The sequence below is a fragment of the Paraburkholderia phymatum genome (assembly GCF_040965635.1).
Taxonomy (GTDB): Bacteria; Pseudomonadota; Gammaproteobacteria; order Burkholderiales; family Burkholderiaceae; genus Paraburkholderia; species Paraburkholderia phymatum_B.
Genome location: NZ_JBFRCH010000002.1, coordinates 352,487 through 378,487, shown reverse-complemented (window position 1 = coordinate 378,487; position 26,001 = coordinate 352,487). Strand labels below are relative to the sequence as shown.

At 60.2% G+C, this 26,001-nt stretch carries 22 protein-coding genes and 2 pseudogenes; 15 read left to right on the top strand and 9 right to left on the bottom strand.

The window, feature by feature from the left end; all coding sequences use genetic code 11:
• Positions 1-9: 9 nt before the first annotated feature.
• From AB4Y32_RS05125 to AB4Y32_RS05080, 10 genes are all read left to right on the top strand, one after another.
• Positions 10-1,257, top strand: coding sequence for a TadE/TadG family type IV pilus assembly protein (locus tag AB4Y32_RS05125; protein ID WP_368720280.1), 1,248 nt, complete (start codon positions 10-12; stop codon positions 1,255-1,257).
• Positions 1,258-1,267: 10 nt separating this feature from the next.
• On the top strand, positions 1,268-1,756 hold the full coding sequence (locus AB4Y32_RS05120) for a TadE/TadG family type IV pilus assembly protein (RefSeq protein ID WP_368720279.1): 489 nt from the start codon (positions 1,268-1,270) through the stop codon (positions 1,754-1,756).
• On the top strand, positions 1,753-2,217 hold the full coding sequence (locus AB4Y32_RS05115; protein WP_368720278.1) for a TadE/TadG family type IV pilus assembly protein: 465 nt from the start codon (positions 1,753-1,755) through the stop codon (positions 2,215-2,217). Before AB4Y32_RS05120 ends, AB4Y32_RS05115 begins: the two co-directional genes overlap by 4 nt.
• A 28-nt stretch (positions 2,218-2,245) precedes the next feature.
• Positions 2,246-3,427 (top strand): AAA family ATPase, encoded by a 1,182-nt coding sequence (locus tag AB4Y32_RS05110; RefSeq protein WP_368720277.1) that lies wholly within the window; start codon positions 2,246-2,248, stop codon positions 3,425-3,427.
• A 17-nt stretch (positions 3,428-3,444) separates the two neighbouring features.
• Positions 3,445-4,812, top strand: a complete 1,368-nt coding sequence (locus AB4Y32_RS05105; protein ID WP_368720276.1) for a CpaF family protein — start codon at positions 3,445-3,447, stop codon at positions 4,810-4,812.
• Between the two features lie 74 nt (positions 4,813-4,886).
• Positions 4,887-5,864, top strand: coding sequence for a type II secretion system F family protein (locus tag AB4Y32_RS05100; RefSeq protein WP_368720275.1), 978 nt, complete (start codon positions 4,887-4,889; stop codon positions 5,862-5,864).
• Positions 5,865-5,906: 42 nt separating this feature from the next.
• Positions 5,907-6,890: a type II secretion system F family protein gene (locus AB4Y32_RS05095; protein ID WP_368720274.1), complete on the top strand. Its 984-nt coding sequence runs from the start codon at positions 5,907-5,909 to the stop codon at positions 6,888-6,890.
• A gap of 16 nt (positions 6,891-6,906) precedes the next feature.
• The gene (locus AB4Y32_RS05090) at positions 6,907-7,374 is read left to right on the top strand and encodes a MarR family winged helix-turn-helix transcriptional regulator (protein ID WP_368720273.1); all 468 of its coding nucleotides are present in this window, start codon (positions 6,907-6,909) and stop codon (positions 7,372-7,374) included.
• A gap of 551 nt (positions 7,375-7,925) precedes the next feature.
• Positions 7,926-8,624 carry a methyltransferase family protein gene (locus tag AB4Y32_RS05085; protein WP_439899734.1) on the top strand — a complete coding sequence of 233 codons (699 nt, stop codon included), beginning with the start codon at positions 7,926-7,928 and terminating at the stop codon, positions 8,622-8,624.
• Positions 8,625-9,521: 897 nt separating this feature from the next.
• Positions 9,522-11,339 (top strand): DUF4153 domain-containing protein, encoded by a 1,818-nt coding sequence (locus tag AB4Y32_RS05080; RefSeq protein WP_368720272.1) that lies wholly within the window; start codon positions 9,522-9,524, stop codon positions 11,337-11,339.
• 378 nt (positions 11,340-11,717) lie between these two features.
• On the opposite strand, the gene AB4Y32_RS05075 is transcribed toward AB4Y32_RS05080, so the two are convergent.
• Entirely contained in the window at positions 11,718-12,191 is a 474-nt protein-coding gene (locus AB4Y32_RS05075; protein WP_368720271.1) for a hypothetical protein, read from the bottom strand.
• 767 nt (positions 12,192-12,958) lie between these two features.
• On the opposite strand from AB4Y32_RS05075, the gene AB4Y32_RS05070 reads away from it, so the two are divergent.
• Positions 12,959-13,411: a hypothetical protein gene (locus AB4Y32_RS05070; protein ID WP_368720270.1), complete on the top strand. Its 453-nt coding sequence runs from the start codon at positions 12,959-12,961 to the stop codon at positions 13,409-13,411.
• 318 nt (positions 13,412-13,729) lie between these two features.
• Complete coding sequence (locus tag AB4Y32_RS05065; protein ID WP_368720269.1) at positions 13,730-14,212, top strand: hypothetical protein; 483 nt, start codon at positions 13,730-13,732, stop codon at positions 14,210-14,212.
• A gap of 271 nt (positions 14,213-14,483) precedes the next feature.
• Here the strand turns inward: AB4Y32_RS05065 and AB4Y32_RS05060 are convergent, their stop codons facing one another.
• The 5 genes from AB4Y32_RS05060 to AB4Y32_RS05040 all read right to left on the bottom strand — a co-directional run bounded on the left by AB4Y32_RS05060 (position 14,484) and on the right by AB4Y32_RS05040 (position 20,565).
• Positions 14,484-16,025, bottom strand: a complete 1,542-nt coding sequence (locus AB4Y32_RS05060) for a mannose-1-phosphate guanylyltransferase/mannose-6-phosphate isomerase (RefSeq protein WP_368720268.1) — start codon at positions 16,023-16,025, stop codon at positions 14,484-14,486.
• Between the two features lie 197 nt (positions 16,026-16,222).
• On the bottom strand, positions 16,223-17,245 hold the full coding sequence (gene galE / locus AB4Y32_RS05055; protein ID WP_368720267.1) for a UDP-glucose 4-epimerase GalE: 1,023 nt from the start codon (positions 17,243-17,245) through the stop codon (positions 16,223-16,225).
• A gap of 11 nt (positions 17,246-17,256) precedes the next feature.
• The gene (locus tag AB4Y32_RS05050) at positions 17,257-18,408 is read right to left on the bottom strand and encodes a glycosyltransferase family 4 protein (protein WP_368720266.1); all 1,152 of its coding nucleotides are present in this window, start codon (positions 18,406-18,408) and stop codon (positions 17,257-17,259) included.
• Between the two features lie 46 nt (positions 18,409-18,454).
• Complete coding sequence (locus AB4Y32_RS05045; protein WP_368720265.1) at positions 18,455-19,294, bottom strand: glycosyltransferase; 840 nt, start codon at positions 19,292-19,294, stop codon at positions 18,455-18,457.
• Positions 19,291-20,565, bottom strand: a complete 1,275-nt coding sequence (locus tag AB4Y32_RS05040) for a lipopolysaccharide biosynthesis protein (protein WP_368720264.1) — start codon at positions 20,563-20,565, stop codon at positions 19,291-19,293. The genes AB4Y32_RS05045 and AB4Y32_RS05040 overlap by 4 nt, the downstream gene beginning before the upstream one ends.
• Before the next feature lie 135 nt (positions 20,566-20,700).
• Here AB4Y32_RS05040 and AB4Y32_RS05035 point away from each other — a divergent pair.
• The 3 genes and pseudogenes from AB4Y32_RS05035 to AB4Y32_RS05025 all read left to right on the top strand — a co-directional run.
• Positions 20,701-21,031: pseudogene (locus tag AB4Y32_RS05035) on the top strand (CidA/LrgA family protein); the annotation flags it as partial.
• Between the two features lie 11 nt (positions 21,032-21,042).
• Positions 21,043-21,496 (top strand): annotated as a pseudogene (locus tag AB4Y32_RS05030) (LrgB family protein); the annotation flags it as partial.
• A 993-nt stretch (positions 21,497-22,489) separates the two neighbouring features.
• Complete coding sequence (locus AB4Y32_RS05025; protein WP_368720263.1) at positions 22,490-22,633, top strand: hypothetical protein; 144 nt, start codon at positions 22,490-22,492, stop codon at positions 22,631-22,633.
• A 610-nt stretch (positions 22,634-23,243) separates the two neighbouring features.
• On the opposite strand, the gene AB4Y32_RS05020 is transcribed toward AB4Y32_RS05025, so the two are convergent.
• The 3 genes from AB4Y32_RS05020 to AB4Y32_RS05010 all read right to left on the bottom strand — a co-directional run bounded on the left by AB4Y32_RS05020 (position 23,244) and on the right by AB4Y32_RS05010 (position 25,674).
• Positions 23,244-24,050: a hypothetical protein gene (locus AB4Y32_RS05020; RefSeq protein WP_368720262.1), complete on the bottom strand. Its 807-nt coding sequence runs from the start codon at positions 24,048-24,050 to the stop codon at positions 23,244-23,246.
• Between the two features lie 61 nt (positions 24,051-24,111).
• Positions 24,112-24,567: a hypothetical protein gene (locus AB4Y32_RS05015; protein WP_368720261.1), complete on the bottom strand. Its 456-nt coding sequence runs from the start codon at positions 24,565-24,567 to the stop codon at positions 24,112-24,114.
• A gap of 63 nt (positions 24,568-24,630) precedes the next feature.
• Entirely contained in the window at positions 24,631-25,674 is a 1,044-nt protein-coding gene (locus AB4Y32_RS05010; protein WP_368720260.1) for an integrase domain-containing protein, read from the bottom strand.
• Positions 25,675-26,001: the final 327 nt, after the last annotated feature.

The following is a 26,001-nucleotide window of genomic DNA, read 5'->3' as shown; positions in this document are numbered from 1 at the left end:
GAGATCTTCATGCGACGCGTCAGTCATAGGGGTACATACGGTGCCGCTCGTCGTGGCGAGCGCGGCGTCGTGGCGATCATCGTTGCACTCACGCTTGCGGTGCTTGTCGCGTTCGCCGGTCTCGCGCTCGATCTTGGCAAGCTGTATGTCGCGAAAACTGAACTGTCCAACGCCGCTGACGCGTGTGCTCTGGCAGCGGCCCGCGACTTGACGAAGGCCGTGTCGCTCGCGGCGCCCGAAGCGGCTGGCATGACAGTTGGGGCGAGCAACCATGTGCTACTGCAGAGCGAGAACGTTGCCGTTTCGACCAACAGCAACGTGACGTTTAGCAAGCAGTTCACGGGTCCCTACCTCACGAAGGACCAGTTCACGCCCGCCGACGTGCCGAGCATCGGCTATGTGCGATGCACGGTGAGCCGCACGGGCATCACCAACTGGTTCATGCAGCTGGTCAGCAACACGCTCGGCACGTCGGCCGTCGCGGCGACGGCGGTGGCGTCGACCACGCAGTCGCAGACGACCTGCGCGCTGCCGGTCGCCGTCTGCAAGCCCCCTGCGGGCAGCCCGTACAACCCGGGCGACTGGATTCCGAGCAAGGTAGGCTCGGACGGGCAGATTACGGGCAGCTTCATGTGGGTCGCGTACCCGGGCGCGAATAATGTGCCCGACATGAAAGCCATGCTGACGGGTTCCGGGCAATGCACGCTCCCGACAATCGGCACCCAGGTCGGCAAGCCCGGTAACGTCCAGAGCCTCGACGGCGCGTGGAATACCCGCTTCGGCATCTATCAGAACCCGTATAACGGCCCGCCGAATCCGTCCGGGGTATCTGATTTCACCGGCTACTCGTACTGGCCGACGACGAACATCGGCAGCCTTATTCCGAATGGCAATGCATTCCCTGACTTCCGCGACAACCGGCGGACGAATCACACGCCGTACCAGGGAGGCCTGAGCGTGCAAGGAACGACGCAATCGCAAAGCGACTACGTGAATGGTGCCGACCGCAGACTGGCACTGACTCCGATAGTCGATTGCTCAGCGTTGCAGAGCAGCCAGCAGGCGCCGATCATTTCCTGGGCCTGCATTCTGATGCTCCATCCGATGGAGAAGAACATCAACGGCATCCTGAACGGCGTTATCTACCTGGAGTATCGCGGCGATGCGACCGACCCGTCGACGCCCTGCGCCACTCAAGGCATTCCTGGCAGCACGACTGCCGGCATCGGGCCGATGGTGCCGGTGCTGGTTCAATAGGAGGATCGTCATGCGCAAGCACACAAGGTCGATCCGCAAGATGCAGGGCGCGGTGGCCGTCGAGTTCGCGTTGCTGGCGGTGCCGCTGATCACGCTGCTGCTCGGCATCGCCGAGTTCGGCAACGCGTTCTATCAGTACAACACCATGGTGAAGTCAGTGCGCGACGCGACGCGCCTGTTGTCGGCCTACGACCCGACGGATACCACCGACTATCCGATGGCGCAGGCGAAGTGTCTCGTTGTGTATGGCACGCCGGACTGTTCAGGCAGCGTGCTCGTTCCGGGCCTAACGACGAACCAGGTCGTCATATGCGACCAGGTGAATACTACCGGCTGCAGCGGGCAATACAAGAACGTGCAGACCACCCCCGCCGCCGAGACGCTCAATCTCGTGCAGGTGAAGGTTTCGGGATACCCGTATACGCAGATCACCGGCTTTTTCAATCTCGGCGGTCTGGTCTTCGGCGATATCAGCTGCGTCATGAGGCAGGTGCTATGAACAGGCTCTCAATCCACCATTTGCCGCGCGCACGACGTCAAAAAGGCGTGGCGGCGCTAGAGTTCGCGCTCGTCGCGTCGGTGTTCTTCACGCTGCTGATCGGCATCATGGAGATGGGACGCGTTCTGTTCTACTGGAACACGGCAGTAGAAGCCACGCGGTGGGGCGCGCGAGTGGCCGTGGTGTGCGACATCAACAGCAGCCAGAACGTGAACAACCCGGTGATCAGGGACATGCAGAAGCTGCTGCCGATTCTGCAGCCGGCCAACGTAACCGTGACGTATGCGCCAGCGGGCTGTGACGCCACGTCATGCACTTCAGTCACAGTTGCCATTGCCAACGTTGCGGTCAATACGGTCGTACCCTTTGTGCCATTCAACCTGACCATGCCGCCATTCTCGACGAGGTTGCCAAGAGAAAGCCTGAACAGCGTGGGCGGGACTAATCCCACCTGTAGCTAAGTCATCGTCCGTTGCCAGGAAGAATCAAATGATCGAAATTCTCATAATCTCACCCGATCCAGCGCATGCCGGCGCAATTGCGCGGATTGTCGAGGCGGGAGACGCCCATCATCGTGTCAGGACCTGGTCGGCAGGATTGCTTGATCTCTGCACGAACAGGGAAGCGCTCGATGGCGTCGACCTGCTAATGTTTGACGGCACGCAACTGACACAACAGGACTTCGACGCGCTGTCGGCTATTGCGACGAAGCATGCCGATTTGACCTGCATGTTGCTGACGCCGTCGCCGTCCGCGGAGCTGCTTATTCGTGCCATGCGCGCGGGGGTGCGGGACGTCCAGCCGTGGCCGGCCGATTCTCAGGATCTGCGGCATGCCGTCGAACGCATTGCCATGAAGTCGAACGGCACGCGACGTGAAGGCAGGGTAATTTCATTCATTTCCTGCAAGGGCGGAAGCGGCACGTCGTTTCTTGCGGCAAATGTGGCGTTTGCAGCGTCGACAGCGGGTAAGCGCGCGCTGCTGATCGATCTCAACCAGCAATTCGGCGAAGCGGCTTTTCTGGTTTCGGAAGTTACACCGCCCGCGACGCTGGCCGATGTGAGTGCTCAGATTGAGCGACTCGATTCCGCGTTTCTCGATGCGTGCCTGACCCATGTCAGCGACGGTTTCGATGTGCTGGCGGGTGCGCCCGATCCAGCCAAGGCGAAAGAAATCAAGCCCGAGCATCTGCAGCGCATCCTGAATCTGGTGAGGCATCGGTACGATCTCGTCATATTCGACATCGGCCAGAGCATTAGTAACGTGTCCATCGCTGCGCTCGACCAGAGCGACTGCATTTTCCCGGTGCTGCAACAGAGCCTGCCGTATCTACGCGGCGGCCGGCGTCTGCTCGATATCTTCCGCTCGCTCGGCTATCGCGGTGACAAGGTGCGTGTGCTAGTCAATCGCTATGAAAAGAAAGGGCCGGTAGGGTTGGCGGAGCTGGAAAAGGCATTGGGCCTGCGGGTGGCCAGCGTGATTCCGGAAGATGGCGCTTCGGTGTCGGCGTCGATCAATCAGGGCGTGCCGATCCTGCGGCTCGCCAGATCGAGCGGTGTGGCCAAAGGCCTCTGTGAACTGGTGCGCTCGCTGTCGCCGCCACAACCCGAGACGGAGCGGGGTGGCATCCTGCAGAAATTCTTCGGCAGGCCGGCGCTGAGCCGGGCATGAGATAGAGGAGAGAAAAAATGGAAAACGTGTTGACGCTGCGCGAACAATTCTCCGACCTGGGCGGCGCATCGGCCAAGGATGACAACCTAAACCGCAACCGGATGGCTGGCCGCGCGTATCAGGAGCTCAAGAGGAACGTTCACCAGGCCATCATAGATCGCGTCGAGCTGGAAAAGCTTCAGCGTCTTTCAACCGAGCAGATCCAGCATGAACTGGCACAGCTCGTCGAGCGCATCGTTGAAGAAGACAACGTACCGATCAACGAGGTCGAGCGGCGGCATCTCGTGCGCGACGTGCGCGACGAAATGCTCGGCTTCGGCCCGCTCGAAGCGTTACTGGCCGACCCGACCGTCTCCGACATTCTTGTCAATACATACAAGCAGATTTATGTCGAACGGCGCGGCAAGCTGGAGCTGACGGACGTGACGTTCTACGATGATGCGCATCTGATGAAAGTGATCGAGAAGATCGTGTCGCGTGTGGGCCGCCGCGTCGATGAGTCGAACCCGATGGTCGATGCACGCCTACCTGACGGCTCGCGTATGAACGCAATTATTCCGCCATCCGCCATTGACGGACCCTTGATGTCCATTCGCCGGTTCGCAGTCAATCCCCTGAGCGTGAAAGACCTGATCGAGTATCAAAGTGTCACGCCGCCCATGATGCAGGTGCTTGAAGCGCTGTCCGCCGCCAAGGTGAACGTGCTGATTTCGGGCGGCACGGGCAGCGGCAAGACGACGATGCTCAACCTGCTGTCGGGCTTCATTCCGTCCGATGAGCGGATCGTCACGATCGAAGACGCGGCCGAGCTTCAGTTGCGCCAGGTGCACGTGCTGCGGCTCGAGACGCGTCCGCCCAACATCGAGGGCAAGGGCGAGATCACGCAGCGCTCGCTGGTGCGCAATGCACTGCGGATGCGGCCAGACCGGATCATCCTCGGCGAAGTGCGCGGCGCGGAGGCGCTGGACATGCTGCAGGCGATGAACACAGGGCACGAAGGATCGCTTGCCACAATACACGCCAACACGCCGCGCGATGCGCTGACGCGCCTTGAGAACATGATCGGCATGGCGGGGCTGAATCTGCCGCAGAAGTCCGCTCGCCACCAGATCAGTTCGGCGATCGGTGTCATCGTCCAGGCTGCTCGTCTGACGGATGGACGCCGCAAAATCACCAGCATCTCGGAAATTACCGGGATGGAAGGCGACGTTATCAACATGCAGGAGATCTTCACGTTCAAGCGCTCCGGAGTCGACAAGGACGGGAAGGTGTGCGGGCATTTCTGCGCGACGGGCGTCCGGCCGAAATTTTCCGACCGACTCCAGGCCTTTGGCGTGGCCGTGCCCGATGCGCTGTACGACCCGTCGAAGCATTACCCGGTATGAGCCCCGCATGACGAACGCGGCGGGGAAACAACAACAGCGGCGGCCACGACTATGCGCCCGCGAGGTATCTGGAAATGAACTATCTATTCTATGGATTCGTCATTCTGGTTTTCTTCACGATCATCCTGTTGATCGAAGCCGGCTACCTTTGGTGGCAGAGCCGGCACAGCAGTGAGGCGAAGCGTCTGGAAAACCGCATCCGGATGATGTCCGCCAGCGGACACGGCAATGAAAAGGCGGTGTCGATTCTCAAGCAGCGCGAACTGAGCACATCGCCATTGTTGACCAAGTTGCTACTGCGGATGCCGCGCATTCAGACGATGGACCGCTGGCTGGTTCAGTCCGGGTTGGACTGGTCGATGGGGAAGCTGCTCACCTACACCGTGTTGCCGCCACTCGTGGTCTGGATCGCAGGCAGCGCGATCTATGTGCCGCAGCTGCCGCTTCTCGCCGCAATCCTGATTGCCGGCATGATCGCGCCATTCAGGGTCAACCGCGCGAAGGCGAAGCGGATGAAGCAGATCGAGCAACAGCTGCCCGAGGCAGCCGACATGATCGGCCGGTCGCTTCGGGCCGGACATTCGTTCTCGACGGCACTCGGCATGGTGGGCGATGAAATGCCCGAGCCGATCGGCAGCGAGTTTCGCACGACGTTCGGTCAGATCAATTTTGGCGTATCGCTCAACGACGCACTGGGCGGCCTTGCTAACCGCATACCGATCAGCGACCTGCGCTATTTCGTGATCGCAGTGCTGATCCAGCGTGAGAGCGGCGGCAACCTGGCTGAAATACTCGGCAACATCAGCCAGATCATCCGGGCACGGCTGGCGCTGCTCGGCAAGGTCAGGGTGCTGTCGGCCGAAGGAAGGCTGTCGGCGTGGGTTCTGGGCGCCTTGCCGTTTGTGGTGGCGTTCGTAATCTCCATCATGAATCCGGGCTTCCTTCGGATTCTGTGGACCGACCCGACCGGCATCGAGCTGGTTGGCGTGGCGCTCGTCATGATGGTGTTCGGCGTGATCTGGATGCGCAAAGTCATCCGTATCCATGTTTAAGGAAAGTCTGCCATTTCCATTCTCTGAGGATGGGTCGATCCCATGCCCGCCATGAAAACAGAACAACTCATATTGCTAACCGCCGTATTCGCAATCGTCGCCCTTTTCTCCTTTGGCGTGATGGCACTGCTGATGCCAAACTCGATCCACCGCCGCCTCAGCAAGCTCACCGGCAATGAGCAGAGTTCGCCTGAAGCAGCGGATGGGGAGGAGGCTCTATGGGTAAGAAAGATTGCGGAAGCTTCGAAGCCGATTGCGAAACTTTCTATCCCCAAAGAAGGTTGGGAGCATTCGGCACTGCGCTTGAAATTCATGCATGCCGGCTGGCGCAACGAGTCCGCTCCCGGGATCTACTTTGCTGCCAAAACAGTCCTCGTGATTGGCCTGCCGCTTATCTGCCTTGTAGTGGCCGGCCCGTATCTCTCGAACGAAAAAAACCATCTGCTTCTACTGTTGCTTCTCGTGCTTGCGGCAATCGGCTACTACCTGCCCAATATGGCGCTCGCGCGCCGGGTGCACCAGCGCCAGCAGACCATCTTCGAGGACTTTCCAGACGCGCTGGATCTGCTCACGGTCTGCGTGGAAGCGGGTCTCGGGCTGGATGCGGCGCTCATGAAAGTGGCCGATGAAATGGACGTCAAGAGCCGGACGCTGAGCGATGAACTCCAGCTTCTCTTGCTCGAACTGAGAGCGGGCTTGAGCAAGGAAACGGCGCTCAAGAACCTGGCAATGCGCACAGGCGTCGAGGAAATCGACGTGCTGGTCTCCATGCTGATTCAGGCCGAGCGCTTCGGCACCAGCATGGGCGACTCGTTGCGCGTGCACTCGGACAACCTGCGGCTCAAGCGACGCCTGAAGGCGGAAGAGGCGGCTGGGAAGATCGCGGTCAAATTGCTGTTTCCGCTGATATTCTGCATATTTCCGACGCTGATGCTGATATTGCTGGGTCCGGCGATTATTCAGATCCTTCGTGTGCTGCTGCCGACGATGGCTGGCCAGGCAGGTGACGCAGTGCCATTGCAGTGATGGTTGGAGAGACGCCATGCCACATGCGGAACGAAGCGCGGAGATCGTCAAACTGCGATTTATGCTGGGCGTCAAGCTGGCGGCTTTCAACCAGTTCGTGGCTGCGCGTCTGGGACTGAGCGTTACGGACCTGGAATGCCTCGAAGTCGCCTATTTCGACGAGGTGCAACCCGTCACGCCAGGTCGGCTGTCGAAGCTTACGGGATTATCGCCAGGTAGTATCACGACATCCCTAAAGAGCCTCGAAAAAGCAGGGCTAATAGCCCGTGAGCCCGATCCGACCGATGGGCGGCGCATCCTGCTGCGTTTCATTCCAGGCAGTCGTGCAACGATTAGCGCCTGTTTCGAGGCGGTTAACCGTGATCTGGCAGAGTTTGATGACACGCTCGGTAGTGAACAAATGGAAAGCATCAAAAATTATTTATCTGTAATGCTAAGAATAATTGACGACCATATGGCGGACGTAACCAACCGGTTAGCGTAACGTCGCGACGACTGGTTGTTCTGTCGCGACGTTTCATCACCGGATGGAGGTCGGGTTTTTGCACATCTCGGCGATCCAATGATTCAAATAATCAGGTGTTCAACTGTCGACGGGGGAAACTGCGGAATTCTTACCAGCCTTGGGTACAGGGATATGGTTAGGAGCCAGCCTTGGCGTGATCGTCGCGTCATTTCGGGCGAGCAAGGATGGCGAGCAGATGACGTGACCCGCGAAGTACGGCCATTCAGCGCCGTATGACAATGCGGAATCATCGTCGAGGGACGAGGCGCGCCGGTGCAATTGCCGTTGCAGCGACGGCTGGAGAGGCTTCGTGAAACGTGCTCCTACCGAACGCTTGAATTTCGTCGTACCGGTTCATGCCGGGCGTCATGCTGTGCCGTATAACCAGTTTGTGCCCGGGCAAACGGGAAAGACCTGTTTCGAACCGGTCAATCGCAATTTTGACGTCTTTGATGGCAACGGATAGAAAGACCTTTTCGGACTGCCGGCAGAGATCTAACGGAAACACTGAACATTGCGGGGTAAGAGGCATGGGCATTATCGTCGATGAAGGCTGTAGCTCGGAATCGCAATCCGCGGCATGTTCAGAACTTATTGTCCCCCCGGTTTCGGTAAGGACCGTGGATGTGCTGTTCGAGGTGACAGCACGGGTATGCGCAGCTGTAATGATGGGTATTTTCAGCTATGCGGCGATTCTCCACTGGCTTGCCGATCCTGGGCGCGTCACGTTATTGTTACTGGTTGTCACGCAATGCTTTACCGTGGGCCTGTCGCTGTTCGCACGTGTCCCTGTCCGACGGGACTTGACCCCGTTCGCATACATCTGTTCGATGGGCGCTACGTACTACTTTCTCGCCGTCCAACTCAGGCCGGGTTTCCAGATCGTGCCGGAGGTGGTGGGTGCGGCGTTTCAGGTTGCCGGTATCAGCTGGCAGCTATTTGCGAAGGCTTCGCTGCGGCGCTCGTTCGGCATATTGCCTGCGAACCGCGGGGTCGTTTCGACGGGTGCGTATCGTTTCGTAAGACATCCGATGTATCTCGGCTATTTCGTCGAAGACATCGGCTTCCTCCTTTCAAACTTCGGCATACAGAACCTGTTGGTATTTGGAAGCCAGTTTGCCTTGCAGGCGTGCAGAATCGCACGGGAGGAACGGCTCCTGAGCGATGACGCGCTTTATCGTGCGTACAGAATGAACGTTCGATATCGCGCCCTGCCGGGACTCTACTGAATGCTCTATCGACAAGCCGTTGCAGTTTGCAACCGGCGCGGGTGCGGGTGTAGCGGCCATCGCGCCGGTCTGGGAAAACCAGTGCCATTTCTGTCGTCAATTAGAAAAGAGGCGCAAATGGTGAGCTCTGAAAGAAGCGCGCTGAGATGACGCGAAGGATGAGCTGCCATCAGTTTGGGTACTGGTTTCTGATCAACCAGGTAAATTTACGCGAAGTCATAACAACTTCAGGGGAAAGCGAATCAGATCGAGTTACGAAACGGCCTCGAACCATGGACGGACGATTACAGTAGTCTCTATTCGGTATTCAAAGGCATGACCCGGCTGACGAGCCTCGGCATCCAGACACAAGTAAAGTTGAGATTACATCACAAGACTGTTCTTCGGGAAATGGATCGTCGGGATCCTGTCTATTTGCGGGACTTAATTTGACGCGATGCTCGGCATTCCTGGCGGGAGTTTAGCTTTGCCTTGTGGAGAACGGCCGATCTGCGCCATTGAGCGAATGTCTCGGCGCGGATTGGTAAACGGCAGACAACGGCCGACTGCTTGTCCGTGAGTGACCGTACCGTGCAACCGTTCGACTCTGATACCTGCGTTTTGCGACCCACCCTAACGTCTCGACTGGCGGCAACCGGGTCAGCAGCGGTCAGTCGATCGCGACATCCAGATCCTCGACAATTGACGCATGTGCCGGTCGACGCTCGGACACTGTGGCCTGAATCGGTCGCATATAATGGCTTTGAACTCGAGCACGGCGTTTGCGCGCGACGCGGCGGGAAGCGGGGCCTCCCTGTGACATGCCGGGACCTCGGTCGGCACTACAACAGAATCGGTTGCGGGCGGCGGGCAGGCGCGAACGTAAAAGAGAACATATTCGGGAAAGCGGGGTGGAAGATGCAAAATAGTCAGCAGGGGACACCGCAGGCTGCTCCAGATCGAGATCTCTTCGCGCCGCGGCTCCTCGCGGGCATTTTCCAAGGATTAGTACTGTATCTGCTCATGAACGCTGCGCATAATCGCAGCGGCATCGCAACTATTCCGGTTCTATTCTTTCCGCTGCTTTTTGTTACCCTATTCATCCCGCCGGCGTTCATCGTGGGGCTGCAACGAATGAGGGGAGCTCGACTCGCGATGTGGGCCGCCGTGCTCGCCGCGGTCGTGGCAATGCTTGGGTGTCACGACGCGTGGCGATCGGCAGGCGCTGAAATTCTCGGAATGCAACCATTCGGTCGCGCCGGAGTCCCGTTGCCGTCAATGGCCGTGACCTTCTACAGCGGCGTGATCGTATTCATCGCTTATTGCCTCGTTCTCGCCGGCGAAGCGGCAAGGTCGTGGTTCGCCCCCTACGAGTCATACTTCGAATTCAGCTGGAAACTCGGGCTCCAGATCTGGTTGTCCGGGTTGTTCGTATGTGCGCTCTTTCTTGTGCTCTGGCTAGGGGCAGCGCTCTTCCTGTTGCTGAAGCTGAGTTTCCTCCAGCAACTCCTGCGCGAATCATGGTTCAACATTCCCGTGAGCGCGATGGCCTTTGCGTCGGCCCTGCACATCACCGATGTGAGGTCAGACATCATCCGGGGCTCGCGCACGCTTGTGCTGTCGCTACTCTCGTGGCTGCTCCTGGTCCTGGTTGTCATCGTTGGTGGATTCCTCGTATCTCTGCCGCTCACCGGACTCGGAATGCTATGGGCCACGCGGTCTGCTGCGTGGATCCTGCTCGGCGTCGCGGCGCTGAAAGTAGTCTTTGTGAACGCCGTCTTTAAAAGTGGGCCAGGGTCGGAAAGGGCACCACGAGTGCTGCGTGTCTGTATGAGGATTTCATGCCTGATGCTCCCCATGCTGGTGATACTTGCGACTTACGCGCTCGCCCTGCGCATTAAGCAGTATGGGTTCACGCCGCACCGCATTTTGGCCTGTGCCGGAACGTTCGTGGCTTACTTCTATGCCATCGGTTATGCGTGGGCGGCGCTCGCGCGCGCTGACACCCTCGCGAAGATCGCGCCTGTCAACGTGGTCGCGGCGTGGGTATCAGTCGCTGTCCTGGTTGCTGTATTCACGCCGCTGGCTGACCCCGCACGTCTGTCGGCGGACAGCCAGGTAGACCGTCTCCTCACGGGGAGGGTTGAGCCCGATAAATTCGATTACAACTTCTTGCGGTACAGATCCGCGAGATACGGCCTGCAGGCACTCGCGCGCCTGCAGGGAGAGACTAAGGCACCTAATGCCGCGACCGTTCGCGAACTGAGCGCGCAGGCTGCACGTCAGCCAGGTCGAGGCCTTTTGGGCGCGGCCCGCCCGGATGCCGCGACGCTCGCACTCAACATTGTGTCGCGCACTTCAGGGCAGCCGGTTCCGGCGTCATTTCTCTCGACAGACTGGAAGCGGGTCACGCAAAACTGGATGCTTCCAGGCTGCCTGAACATTACGTCGGTGAAATGTGACGCTTACCTCGTCGATCTGACCGGCAGTCACAAGTCGAACGTGGTGCTCTTCCCGAACAGCGGAAGTATTGGATTTGTGTTTGACCAGGCCAGCGATGGAGGGTGGCAACTCGTGGGCAAGTTTTCGATCGCACCGGACTGCGCTGCGCTTCGTGATGCCTTGGCGAAGGGGACGTTTCAGCTCGTTGAGCCGCGACTGCGAGACATTCAGGTCAATGGTCAACGCGTCGAAGTAGAACCGACGCCGGCGCGCGGCGCAGTGTGCTCGCGATAATACTGGCGTAAGAGCGGCCAAAGTTAAGAATGGCTTGCAGCAAAGGCGACGACGACGCTCCTCATCAAGTTTTGGCAAAAATGGCGATGGTCCCCTACGGGGCAACGCTCCTTCTCCCGGCCGTTCATTGGCGACTTCCGGGTACTGCACGGTCTGGTTGCGCGCTATGGCGGCTCGAGTCGAGCCATGAAGCCGAATCGACAGTCGGCGAAAGTTGAACCGCGACCTTGCCAACACCCCGCCTCGTCCACGCGTGAGAGCGTGCCGGCTCCATATATGAAACCGCCCGGTCCGCATCGAAGCGCACCGGGCGGTTGTCCTGCAGGCGCCGGCGTGACGACTCATTCGAGCCGAGCGACGCGCCGGCAGAGCTACTGCTTACATTGCAGAGCCTTGGGCAGAGGTCGAGTCCTTAACGCCGACCGACGCGCCGCCCTGCGCCGCCGCCGTGCCGTCGAGCGCTTCGCCGGCCCTCGTCTTTGCACCGCCGCCGAGGTCGCCCGCCGTCGACATTGAGCCTTCCGCGTGGGTCTTCGCCGCGCCTGCGACGTGCGTCACTTGCCGCTTCGCCGAATGGACTGTCGACTTTGCGGTGCCCTTCGTCGCTTCGGCCGCCGAGCCCACCGCTTTCGTCGCGCCGCCGACGAGGCTACCCGCACCTGCACCCGAACTCGCGGCGTTCGCGCCGGCGCCTGCCTGCGCACCGGCACCGGAGCCGAGAACGGGCGTCTGCACATTCACGCCAAGGCCGGCTGAACCCTGTGTGCCCGTCTGCGCGGTCTGCGCAAAGGCGGCCGAGGTAGCGAACGCTGTCAGCGCGGCACCGAGCAGCATCGTATGAATCGTATTCATCGTTTTCTCCCTAAAGACATTGTTGGTACCGGCCGCATTGGCGCGGCCTGTTACTTCCTCGCCGCATCATGCAGCAAGCGGAGCCACTGTAACCAGGCCTTGCACGCGAAGTCTTCAATTCTTGAGGACTGTTACTCTCGTTGCAATTGCTGACCAATGGCTGATCATCTTTAACAGATGACGCGGTTCGCATGGCGACGAACTGAGCGGGTCACATACCGAATTGAATCGGGCACTCTTGCGGATATAGCTCTGCCGACTCGCTGCGAGAGCGCGTACCCAAGCCAGGCTGAGCCTTGCGAGACAAAGGGTCCATTGTGGCTCGGACAGGGCGGAGCGTTCATTCCGGCGGGGCGTCATCCCAAGATTGTGATCGCGGCGATCAACGCTGGCAGCGCAGCGACGGTGAATACCGCATGCATGGATGGAGCAGTCTCGGCGATGAGAGTCGTTTGCTCTCATCGTCGCTCGGTCATCCAAACGACGGCTCCACTCAGCAAACGGTATTCATTGAACTACGAAAGGGTCGCGTCGCTAGATCGGTCATGAAGATCGGCGCAGCCCTTGCAATTAATAACCTGCTGCACGGATTGTGCGATCGCACACATTCAGGCTTCGATTCAAATCGTAGGCTTCGTACCTAAACGGAATGACATCGAGGTCGTCGAAGCGCGCAGAACTACGTCAGGGGAGTGTTCTCCTTGTATCTACAACGTCTACTCATTACCTTTTGTCAACGGATAGTTGCGACGCCCGTGAAGAAAAGCATGGCCGTGGCAATGAGTGCCTTGATAGCGGTGGCGATTTCGTGTGCAAAAGCAGATGAAGGATCGGGGAATATAGTTCAGTCGACTACATCGCAAGGTAAAAGTCTGAGAAAGGATATCGATCTGAATTATCACCTTCTCACTGAGTCCGCAGGAGTGGCCAATAACGATGGCTACGATATCTCAGCTACGCTTGGCAAATATGTTAGATCCGACACCCCTCTTGATGAGGCAAAAGCCATCCTAACTGCTGCTGGATTCACTGTTGGCCAGATTCCCTTAGCTAAAACAGGTCGGACTCCAACCGCATGTGTCCCGGCTTCAATTTCGCCATATTTCGAGAGATTTCCACGTCGGGTCGATATATTCGCATCTCTTTGCCTGCAAACATCCGGTGTGTACGGTTCGCGCGTTGATCATGTAACCGCGCGCATCTTCATCTCTTATCCTTAGTGCCCGCGATCGCACCATATATGCCTACCATATCCAGTCCTTCGCGTCTTTCGGACGCGTACAGTGGGCGCGAGAACTAGATTCGCGGCGCCGCCGAAATTGGTCTGCAGATCAGGACGATTCTCGATAGGCTGTGCGTCGGGCGCTATCCGAAGGTTCGTCGTACCGTGCGCGAGGAGCATGGGCACAAGCAGACGAAGCAGGGCGTCCGGAAGCCGATACCGCTTACCGCAAGATCACCCGGCGCCGCTTCGACCTGGAGTGGACGATCGACGAAGAGACGATCGCCTACGATCACAAGAGCATGGGATGTACCCTTTGGTGACGAACGATCGCAACCTGGCACTGGCCCAGACGCTTGAGGTCCACGAGGGGCAGCCGATGCTCGAAAAGCGCTTCGAGCAGGTCAAGACGATGCACGAGATCGCGCCCGTGTTCCTAAAGGACGAGGGCGGGATCGAAGCGTTCGTCACGCTGTACTTTCTCGCCCTGCTGGTTCAGGCGCTCATTGAACGGGAGCTGCGTCGTGCGATGAAGCGCGAGGGTATCGACGAACTTCCGCTGTATCCCGAGCAGCGCCGGTGCAAACGTCCGACCCCTGAACAGATCCTGCGTCTGTTCAGTCTCGCCGAGCGCCACCAACTGATTGAAGGCACGCACCGTACAGATCTTCGACGTTGGGTCCACGGATCCGCTACGTCGGGTGCTTACGCTACTCGGTGTACCGAAACATGCCTTTCGCTCGCCGGAGCTAGCAACGCAATTCGCGCGCCAAATTGTCTCCTCGACGTGCGGAAGTAAGCGCAGGCGCACCGCTCCCGACGACTCGCCCGACAAAAGGCAAAATATAGATGGCCGGTGAGCGCGTCTGCGATGTTGCGTACGAAATGCGAACGCGCCAGGGATAATGCCAAGGGCGTACGAGTACCTGGCGAGAACGGAGGACTTCTATGGGGCGGCCTCGGCGCATACCTGCGCGGCAGCGGTTGCGAAGACGCTCGAAGCACAGGCTGTCGTGCTGCGCGAGGCGGTCGCCGCGTTCCGCATCGAATCGGCCGGCCGCTTAGGGGCCTTACGTGCCCGTGCGCCCATACTGATCATCTAATCGCACGATATCGTCTTCACCCAGATAACCGCCCGACTGCACCTCGATGATCTCGAGCGGCGTCTTGCCCGGATTCTCCAGCCGGTGGCGCACGCCGAGCGGAATATAGGTCGACTGGTTCTCACTCAGCAGGAACGATTCGTCGCCGCGCGTCACGCGCGCCGTGCCGCGCACGACGACCCAGTGCTCCGCGCGATGATGATGCATTTGCAACGATAGCCGCCCGCCAGGCTTCACGACGATCCGCTTCACCTGAAAGCGTTCGCCGCGATCGATCGAGTCGTAGCAGCCCCACGGCCGCTCGACTTTGCGGTGCACCTTCGCTTCCGTGTCCTTCGCGGCATTCAGGCGGTTCACGATCGCCTTGACGTCCTGCACGCGATCTTTCGCGGCGACGAGCACGGCATCGGCCGTCTCGACGACCACGACCCCCGTCACGCCGACGCACGCGACGAGGCGCCCTTCGGAGTGCGCATACGTGTCGCTCGCGCTCTCCAGCAGCACGCGGCCGCGCGCGACGTTGCCTGCCGCATCCTTCGCGCTGATGTTCCAGACGGCGTCCCATGCGCCGACATCGGACCAGCCCGCCGTCAGCGGCACGATGATGCCCGTCAGCTTCGGATCGTCGCCGATGCGTTCCATCACCGCGTAGTCGATCGAGTCGCTCGGGCATGCGGTGAACGCGGCGCGGTTGATCATCAAGGCGCCGTCGCGCTCCGTGCATGCGTTGTCATACGCCGCGCGGCATGCGGCCGCGATGTCGGGCCGGCACGATGCGATGGCCGCGAGCCATACCGACGCGCGCATCACGAAGATGCCGCTGTTCCACCAGTACTCGCCGGACGCGACATAGCACTCGGCCGTTTCCTGCGCGGGCTTTTCGACGAAGCGCTCGATGGTCCGCGCGCCGTGCGCGTCGGCGGGCAGGCCCGTCTTGATGTAGCCATAGCCCGTTTCCGCGCGCTCGGGCGGCACGCCCAGCGTGACGATCGCATCGTGCAGCGCATGCTGGACGGCTTGCTGCAACGTGGCGGCGAACGCGGCGTCATCGACGATCAGATGATCGGCGGGCATCACGACGAGAACGGGGTCTTCGCCTTGCGGCGCGTCCGCGAGCGCAGCAAGCGCGGCGATCGTCAGCGCGGGCGCTGTGTTGCGCGGCGCGGGTTCGAGCACGACACGCGATTCGCACGCGCAGCGCTCGAGCCGTTCCTTCGTCGGCAGCCGCAGTTCTTCGCTGCAGACGACGAGTGCCCGCTGCGTTCTCGCGATATGTTGGGTCGGAAGTCTAGGCGTCGGCACGCGCAGCCCTTCCGTTCTGCGCAACGTCGCTTCGAGCAGCGATTCGTCGCTTGTCAGGCCGATCAGCTGTTTCGGGCATTGCTCGCGCGACAGCGGCCACAGACGCGTGCCCGAACCTCCTGCCAGCACGACGGGCTGGACGATGCAAGCGGGCTGTGTCGCGTGCCCGGTAGTGTCCTTGACGGATGCTTCTGCGATGACGTTCATTTTCCCTCCGGAGACGCCGGGACAAAGCGGGTGCTGCAGCGCCCGTCATGTCCGGTAATTGAAGCAGCAGGGGGAGGGAATTTCTGTGCGTCGGTGCACAGAACAGCAAGCGGAAAGAAGCGTGAGAAAGTGGAAGGAAGCGGAACGGATCGCAGCGGAGCGATCCGTTCATGCGTGCGGTCTGCGTGTGAACACGCTTACTCGAACCCGCGCGGATTCTGCACCTGCCAGCGCCAATGATCGGCGCACATACGCTCGATGCCGAATTGCGCGCTCCAGCCGATCACTTCGAGCGCCTTCGCCGGATTCGCGAAGCACTGCGCGACGTCGCCCGGACGGCGTGCGACGATCTCATACGGCACCGGCTTGCCCGATGCCTTCTCGAAGGCATTCACGACTTCGAGCACGCTGTAGCCCTGGCCCGTGCCGAGATTCACGACAAAGCTCGCATCGCGTTTGACGAGCGCATCGAGCGCCGCGGTATGCCCGCGCGCCAGATCGACGACGTGAATATAGTCGCGCACGCCCGTGCCGTCCGGCGTATCGTAGTCGCCGCCGAACACGCGTAGCTTGTCGAGCTTGCCGACAGCCACCTGCGCGACATACGGCATCAGGTTGTTCGGAATGCCGCTGGGATCCTCGCCGATCAGTCCGCTCTCGTGCGCGCCGACCGGGTTGAAGTAGCGCAGCGTCGCGATGCGCCACGACGGGTCGGACACTTCGAGGTCGCGCAGGATCTGTTCGGCGATCAGCTTGCTCTGGCCATACGGGTTGGTCGCCGACAGCGGGAACGTTTCGTCGATCGGCGAGCTTTCCGGCACGCCGTACACAGTCGCCGATGAGCTGAACACGAACTGCTTCACATTGCGTGCGCGCATCACGTCGAGCAGCACAAGCAGGCCGTTCATGTTGTTGCGGTAATACTCGAGCGGCTTTGCGACCGATTCGCCGACGGCCTTCAGCGCCGCAAAGTGAATCGCGCCCGTGATGGGGTGTTGGTCGAAGATCGTGTTGAGCGTGGCTTCGTCGCGCACGTCTGTTTCATGGAAAGCGATCTTCTTGCCGGTGATCTTCTCGACGCGCGCGATCGATCCGCGCTTGCTGTTCACCAGATTGTCGATCACGACCACTTCGTAACCGCTATTGAGCAATTCCACGCACGTATGCGAGCCGATAAAGCCTGCACCACCCGTCACCAGAATTGTGCCCTTCGTGGTCATGCTGAACTCCCTTAAAGTGATACGCCCGTCAATTGCCGAATGACATCCTTGTACCGCTCGACGATACCGCGTTCGTCGAACTCCTTCGTCACTTTCTCGCGGCCGCGCGCGCCCATCGCGCGCCGTTCGTCGTCGCTCATGTCGAGCATCTGCGCGAGCTTCGTCGCGAGGCTGTCGACATTGCGTACTTCGCACAGCAGGCCGTTGACGCCGTCGGCGACGCATTCGCGGCAACCGGGCACGTCGGTCGCGATGACGGGCCGGCCCATCGCCGATGCTTCCATCAGCGTGCGCGGCACGCCTTCGCGATACGAGGGCAACACGACGCAGCCGGCGGCTTCGATCAGCGGACGCACGTCGTGCGCTTCGCCCAGATACTCGATCACGCCTTCACGCACCCACGCGTCCACTTCGGCCCGCGTGATCGCGCTCGGATTGTCGACGCCCACCGGGCCGAGCAACTGAAAGCGTGCATGCGGATAAGTCGCGCGCAATCGACGCGCGGCCTCGGCATATTCGCCTACGCCTTTATCCCACAACAGCCGCCCGATTAATACAAAAGAAAATGTCTCGCGCACATTAGACAACGGCGTGAAAGAAAACTGGTCGAGGTCGACGCCTTCGCCATGCAGCAGACGTGCTCGCTCGGGATGCACGAGCAGTTTCTGATCGAGAAAAGCGGCCTGATCGTCCTTGTTCAAAAACCATACTTCGCGCGGAAAGCGAAACGCAAAGCGGTATAGAAACTTTGCGATTTGCGCGGCACCGCTCTGCTGGATAAAAACATAGCCCAAGCCAGTTGTCACTGCAACTGAGTCGACGCCTGCCAGTTTCGCGGCAATTGTGCCGTAGATATTCGGCTTGATCGTGTAATGAAACACGATATGCGGACGATTCGACCGATAGAGCCTGTACAGCGTCCACATCGTGCGCAGATCGTCGCGCGGATTGGTGCCTTTCGATGCGACATGCAACTCGATGCAGCGGCAGCCCATCTCTTTGAGCAGATCGAACGTACGGTCGCGCGGCGCGATCACCGTCACTTCGACGCCGCGTTCGATGAGCATGCGTATCAACCCTTGCCGGTACGTGTAGATCGCGAACGCAGTATTGCACACGAGACAGATGCGCAGCGCGCGGGCGGATTCGATCGATTGCTTCATACTTGCGATGCGGGACAGGAAAAGAGCCGGGTAAGAGACGGTCACTTCAGAGGCTCGCGCGCGGCGCATACAGACGCTTCTTCACGCGTTGAAGCGTCTGGTACGGCGTTACGAAATGCAGTAGCGTCTTCGCGACGCCCAGCCAGTCGCACGGATTGAGCACGCTGAAGTAACGCATCTGCAAATGCAGCGTCGATACGATCTGGCGGCGCCGTTTCGTCGCGCTGATGCCGCCTTCGTTCAGCTCGTAGTAAAGGCCGACTTCCGGCAGATTCGCGCAGTCGTAGCGCTCCATCAGACGCAGGAACAGATCAAGGTCTTCCGCCGCCTTGTACGCCTCGCGATAGTTGCCGACAGCGAGCACAGCATCGACGCGCAGCATCATCGACGGATGCACGAAGCACGCGCGCAGAAAGCGCACGCGTCGAATGGCGCGCGGCTCGGCGGGCGGCGTCAGCACGAAGAGTGGCGTGCCGTCGCGCGAGACGACCTGCGTCCACATGCCGAGTCCTGCCACCTGTGGATTCGCTTCGAGATACGCACGCTGTTTCGCAAGACGCCGCGGCGCGCTCAGATCGCCGGCATCGATGCGTGCGGCGTAGCGAAAGCCACGCACCGCGAGCGCTTCGATGCCCGCCTGCAACGCACGCTCGATGCCGCCGTTTTTCGGCATGCGCAGCACGTCGATCGACATGTTCGGCAACGCAGGCGCGACGATGGGCGGCGTGCTGCCATCGTCGACGATCAGCACGTGGATGCGCGCGTCCTCGCTGAACGAAGCCAGCGTGCGTTCGACGTCGACCTGGCCGTTGAAGGCGGGCATCAGCACGGCGACGTCGTCGAGCGAGGTCGGGGCCCTCGGCGGCGTGAATAAAGAAGACGTCATGGACGCAGTTTGAAACGGATGTAGTAGAAGTTGACGGACGCCGCGGCCAGGTACCCGGCCGCAAGACCGATCAGTGCGCCATATGCGCCCATGCTGGCAATCGCAATCAGATTGACGACGCACGCGATGGCAAGCGCGAGCAGCCATTTCGACAGCAACACGAACTTCGCCTGATATTTCAGCACGACCAGGTTGCCGATCGCCTCGATGCCCGCTGGCACGGACAGCCATACGGCCCAACGGAAGATATCGATGGCCTCGTCGAAGTTCGGCCCGAACACGCGGCGGATGATGAAGCCCGCAAGCAGATCGAGCACGCACGCGCCTGCGATCATCAGTGCGGCCGTCATCGCCGTGAGGCGCCACATATTGCGGCGCAGTTGCGCGATATTCTGGATGCGGTAGACGAACGCGGGCGCGAGCGTCTGCGCGAGCATCAGCGCGAGCGTGATCCAGTTCTCGTTCAGTTGCTGCGCTGCCGAGTAGCGGCCGAGATCGGCGAACGAGATTGCGCGTTCGAGCATCAGCCGGTCGAGCTTCAGGAACAGGTACATGCAGATGAGCCCGAGCCAGAACACGGCGCCCGCCGTCGCGAAGTGCCTAAAAAGCGCGCGGTCCAGATGCCAGCCGAGCGTGCCGCCAGGTTTGCCCACGTCGCGTCGCATGTAATAGACGATTAGCACGATGCCGATGACCGCCGATTCGAGCGCCCACAGCCAGCCGAAGCGCGCGGGCGCGGCGGCCGCGCGCACAAGCAGCCACACGAGCATCGCCTTTGCGATGGCCGTCGTCATGCTGGTGATTAGCTGCGGCTTGCTGTAGGTCATGCTCTGCAGCCATGCGTTGATCACGCCGACGAGCGGCTCGCGAAACAGCATGGTGACGGCGAGCCCGGCCAGCATCGCGCCGACGAGCGGATCGGTGAAGCCCGCGGCAATTCCGGCCCACGTCAGCAGGAGCACCACGGCCGACACCAACAGCCGCAACGCGAACGCGCTGCCGAGCACGGTGCCGTGCTGTTCAGCCGGACGATGGACGATGGTCGGCACGAGAATCTCCGCGCCGCAGACCCATGTAATCGGCGACAGGACGAGCAAAAGCGTATTGGCGTATTGCCACTTGCCGAACACGTCAGGACCGAAATAGCGCGCGAGCACGCCGCTGATCGCGATCGCGACGCCGATCTGCGTCAGGCGCTCGAGGCCAAGCCAGACAAGGTTTGCGGCCGCGCGCGTGACGTCGGGATTCGTGAAACGCTTAAGCGCCAGCATCCGCATGGTGTCCGTTTGCCGTCTGCTGGCACGCGTGGTGCAACTTGTCGGTATTTTGGCGTGCCCAGCCGATCTTACGATGCGGCAACTTGGTGAGCGCGGGGCGTTCAAGCATTGGAATGGCGCTGGTAAGGCGTCGCTGAAAAGCGCAATTATAAGTTCTCGCTGCCCGTTCCCGGTTCAGGGACCGGCATGCTGCTGCTATTCGCGCTCGCGCGATGTACCGGACCAGTACGCCCGAATCGGTCGAACCCGCTGCGCTTGGACACTGCATCACCGCTCGCTGCTTTTTATTCCTGCAGGCGTAGGCATCATGGTTCCCGCGCAGGCCACACGCGGCGCGGCGTTCGCCGTGATTGCGAACCTCGTCGCGAGTACGACGCTCGACATCGCCGTTACAGCGCTCGTCACGCGTGCACTGTTGCGGCGTGAGTGCCGCCACGAAACCACCGGGGAGGGCGCGTGACGAATACGCACCTGCAGTGCGCGAAACTGGACGCGATCCGGGTCTGCGTTGCCGCCTCGCCGCTTTTCGGCCTCACGGTCGTGATCGTGGCGTATCTGATCGCGCTGGGCATTTGCGCGCGCGAAGCACAATCCGATTATTAACCCGGTGGTGATGGCTGCGGCGATCGTCGTCGCCGCGCTGAAAATCACCAATACGCTTATCGCACCTTTTCTGGTGGCGCGCAGTTCATCCACCTCCTGCTCGGACCCGCAACGGTTGCACTTGCTTTGCCGCTGTGGCGGCAGTGGGACAAGCTCAAGCGCGGCACGCTATCGCTCCTCTGCGGTCGAGTGGCCGGCTCGCTTACGGCGATCGCCGGGAAGGTCGGCGGCGTTCCCTCGCTCACTGCCGTGCTCGTGATTGCGACGGGCGTGTTTGGCGCCCGTGACAGCGCGCTGGGTCCTGGATAGCGTGCGTTCGGAAAGGAGCCGTTGAGCGGCGGCGCATCATCCGCGAACGGAACGATCGCCGTGCCGTTACTGCGATTGGGGAGGAGAGGAGGCAAACGTCGGGCTTCAGTGCGATGCGGGTTCCCGACGCGCATCTTTGTCTCTTAACTCGCCGCCCGTAGGCCACTGGCGATCGTCTGTGCGTAGTCCGTCTTGTCTGGGCGTCACGCTCGCAGTCTTTTGACTTGAACCTCCATGGACCCCGTGACGATGTCCACTGGCGCGACTTGACTTTGCAATTTCGGGTGGAGACTGGTTTGGCGAACGTCCTCTGGAATGAGGCGATCGCTGACCTCATTAACAGGAGAGCTGAGATGACGAGTGACGAAGTACCGGCGTGCCAGAGTGGCCAGCGTCCCATGTGCGCCGCATGCCAATGCAGTGTGGAGACGCTTGCGCACGAACCACGCGAACAGCAATGTGCCCGGAAACACACGATTGGCGCATCCCAGGAGAAAGGGCTCGGGCGAGCGGCGCGTGGCTTCAATTGCCGCGCGTGCGTGGTGGGATGCGCCGACGGACGGGACACCTGGATCGCTTCTTATGTCCGTACGAAACTCAGAACGATGTCGGGCGACGCCTTCCCAATCTCCCGCCACACCGCTGACTGTGTAGCCAACGCATTGCAGGACCGTTTTCTCTCGGATACGGACGCCGTATTGAAACGAATCCTTGATCTTGCTGCTCTTCGCTATCTGCGTGACGGCTCAAGGACGGTTACGCTGGAGGACGTCGCGGTCGCCTTGCGCTCTCTCGCGTCCCCACATCGATGACAAAGCTGTCATGCTGTGGCCGGTGCTTGACTATGCCGCGACCAAGGCGATGCTCGAGCAGATCGTCACGCCGGCGACGCCTGAGTCTCGGTGAGCGAGGACATGGCGGAAAACGTTAGTGGGGGAGCGCACATAGACGAGAGCGATATTATGGCATCCTCGCTAAGTCCGAACACGGTAGGCGCTTGCAACCTATGGCCGCTCTCTCGTTCTGTCTGTCGGCTGTGATGGCTGGCGCGGGATTCGGCACGTCAAACCTCTTTGGCACGCTGTTTGACTGGTCGGGCGTGCTCCTCCTGTTCCTGACGTTCTTTTTCGAAGCGTTCGATGGAGCTTGACCGCCCTCTTCTCCCAGCCCGCATCTGTTCAATGGCGAGGCGTGCCGAGGAAAGAAGGGACAGCTGTTTCCTTGTTCAGGCGGTTGGGCGGTTTAGCTTCAGAACTGTCCTTTAAGCGATGCCAAGCCGAGCGACCGGCTCGGGTCGAAGAACGAAACCGCCGGCGTAGGGCGTTGTGGTTGTTCTCCGGTGCGAAGCCGCCCCAGAGGCATTCGCGCCGATTTCAGATTTCGAACAGTTTCGATGTGAACCGGTCCTTGGAGTGACGGCTTCGTGTGTTGTGCGAACGGCAACTATTGGGCCGCGTACTGCCGCTCGCGTTCGGACAGGACTTAACACCGGGGCAGTCCAACTGATTCGTGTCACCAATCCGGTTAGTCTAGTGAATTCGGTCCGGTGCTCCTTGCCGGATGACCGGATTCGTGATCAAGTCATTAATTTACCTAGACAGCCGGTCTCAACGTCCCTGCGACGACGGCAAAGGATAACCCTTTGGGTGAAAAAGTGACGGCGTCGGGGACCGAAGGGCGGGTAACCGTGCGGATCAACGGGGTGGGCCGTTGATCCGCCTTGCATTGGCTTCGTTACCCGGAAGCGTATCAAAAGCCCTTTAATCGGGGGCCACCGTCCTCGCGCGCTTACGGTTCGTAGTTGGCGCGCATTCGGCACGCCACTGATCCTGCGAAATGCACGGTAGTCCGAGCGTGCCGGCGACGCGTTTGAACGTATCCGCAGTGCCCAGCAGATCGCGCTGGGCGATTACCTTATGAGCGAGCGCGTGCATGATTTTCTCGGGCGCACCATTGACCCGCGCCGAGATCAATTCCGTTTCGAAATCGACCGCGCGGTTCAAGACAGCGGCGATCGGCATCTTGAATTGTTGAGCCTTCGCGAAAGATGTTGACACGGGCAGCACAGCATCAGACGTTACCGTGATTTGGGCTTCACGGGCGTATTCGACGACTGATGGGCAGACATCGTCAACGCGAGCGTCGGCCGGAACGTCGGTAGCGAGAATCCGGATGCCGGCCGGAGCCACGCCCGCCGCGAAAATCGCGGTGAGCATTTCTACGGCAGCCTGCTGTGACGCAGTATCCGGGGACACCGAGACAATGATCGTTTTCAGTTCAGTAAGAACGTGACGCCTTAACTGGATAAACGCAATCATGGCGTTCCGATGCTCGGTCGAGACGTCGATGATGCCTCCGCGTGGGGAAGTCATCATGGTGCAGTAATGATCCTGAAGCGCGTTTTCGCTTTCAGTCAGACGCTGGTTGTTGTTCACGTGTTCACCGTGTCCATCAAGCGTGCCCGGTTTCAGAAGCAAACCTCCCGTCTGTGCGTGAAGGATTTGCGCCGCCGATGCTTGCGCTGCGCTGTTCGAGCTTTGAAAGTGAGCCACAATCAGATGAGTCATTGTCGTTCCTGAAAAAGGTGTTAGTTAGTTAAGCTATTTAGCTTGTCGGGCGCGTTGATTCTTACGTGAGGGAGTCTTCGATGCGAGCCGGATCGCCGGCGCGGGCTTCGTCCTCGGCCCGGCGCCTGCGACTTCGGGCGAATTGAGAGTATTCGAGCCGTTGGTACGTTCGAGCGCGGAATGCATCCCATTGGCGATTCTGGACGGGGCGACGAATGCGCGGGATTACGATGGAGCGCAAGATCCTGGCGTTATAGCCCGCGTGCAGGCACACGAGAAGAACGGCGCTCAGGGCGACCAAGGCATCATCGACATGCCGATCCCCGTAATCGAGAAACGTCGCGTACGCGCGAAGCGAATCTTCCGCGATGTCAGGGATGGAAGATGGCAACGTGCCGCGCGATTGCAAAAAGGCTTCGAACTGGAGCCATAAAGGCAGCAGTGTCTGGACTGCTTTGCCGTTGCTGTACCGGGATAGCGCAGTGCGAGCTTCCTCTGAGAGTCTGGATTCCAACACTTCTTTTTTACCTCCTTCAGAAAGATGAATCGTGGTGGGCGGTTTGTCGATTTGTAATGCTAATTATTGAAAATTGCGATCACGGTGAGACTGGGCGCGGCGTCGGCGCGCCGGCCGCCGACGCCTATGTTCGGCACCATTTCCCAGCTCCACCCGGTCGTCCGCGCTGGCCATTGCAGGCAATGAGCGGTTTCTTTCGTCTGTTTTCTTCAAAGGTACGAAATCGCTGGGTAACTGGATCTTTTCGGGAAACCGGTGCCGGATCTGCCAACAGTAAACGTCGAGGATCATCTTCCCGCGTGACGGACCGTGGCCAAGACGGTCCGATAGTTCGGTCAGTACTTCGACGGGCGGGATTCCGCGATCGAGTGCGGAATTGGCAAAATCGACCGCATAGGTAAATCTCAGGCTGTGACTTCCGAGCTCTTTGCGCATCGGCAATTGGTCAAAGCGAGACTTCAGGCGGGCCTTTGCGCTTTTGAGGTCATCGTTGCAGCCGGTGATCAGTTCAAAGTCGCGACTGCGGCAGAACGCCAGCGCTGCGTTGATTGCGCTGAACGTTTCCTCAACGTGATCCACAAGCACCTCCGTACGACGCGGACGTCCGTTCTTGGCGCCGCGTTCGATGGGCAGGCGCCGATTTCCCTGCAGGATCAGATCTCGCCAGGTTTCCAGCGACTTGCCGCACATGAGTGCTTCGCGCATGCGAAGTCCCAGCCAACGCATCAGGCGAATCACGTGCACGACACCGTCATCGAGCTTTTGTGCCGCCGCGAGCAGTTCGCTGAACTCCTGCGGCGTGCGAGCACGATGCTTGCCATGCCGGTCCCGTCGCTCAAGCTTGAGGGCCCGGCTGCGGGTTGAGCCGGACATATCCTGCCCGGCCGTATCCTGTATCACTGAAAGCGACGCTCGATAGTTTGCGAGCGTGCCAGGCTTCATCGCCCCGGCGACCAGGAACCAGACAAAAAACTCGAGCATCCAGTCTTCCGCTTCGTTGACTGTTTCCAGCGTGTGACCAATGCGGGCCGCGAAACGCGAAAACTCGCTCCAGTGCAAGCGACGGTGTTTCTGCGAGTCTTTGCTTCCGCCGGCTTCGCGGCTCATCTGTGCGGCATGGTTAACGCCTCTTGATCTTCGACCCATAGCACTCCTTTCCTGTGGCTGGTTATTCCGCCTGTACCTGACCTCATGCGCGGGCGGAGAGCGCGAATGAGGTCACCCTGTTGCCATCGGTTGCGATGACGGTGTGTCCAAAGAGGACACGTGAGTGAAACGGGCAGGTTCAACGAGGGTGCGACGTTGATCTGCTGGCATGCGGGAGTACAAGGAGATGGGCAGAGGCGGTTTAGCTGAGGGTCCCCGGATGGCACCGGTGGAAGGTCTGCGCACTTGGAAGAGAGAGCCCGGAGCGGATTGAAAACCGCGCGTCGC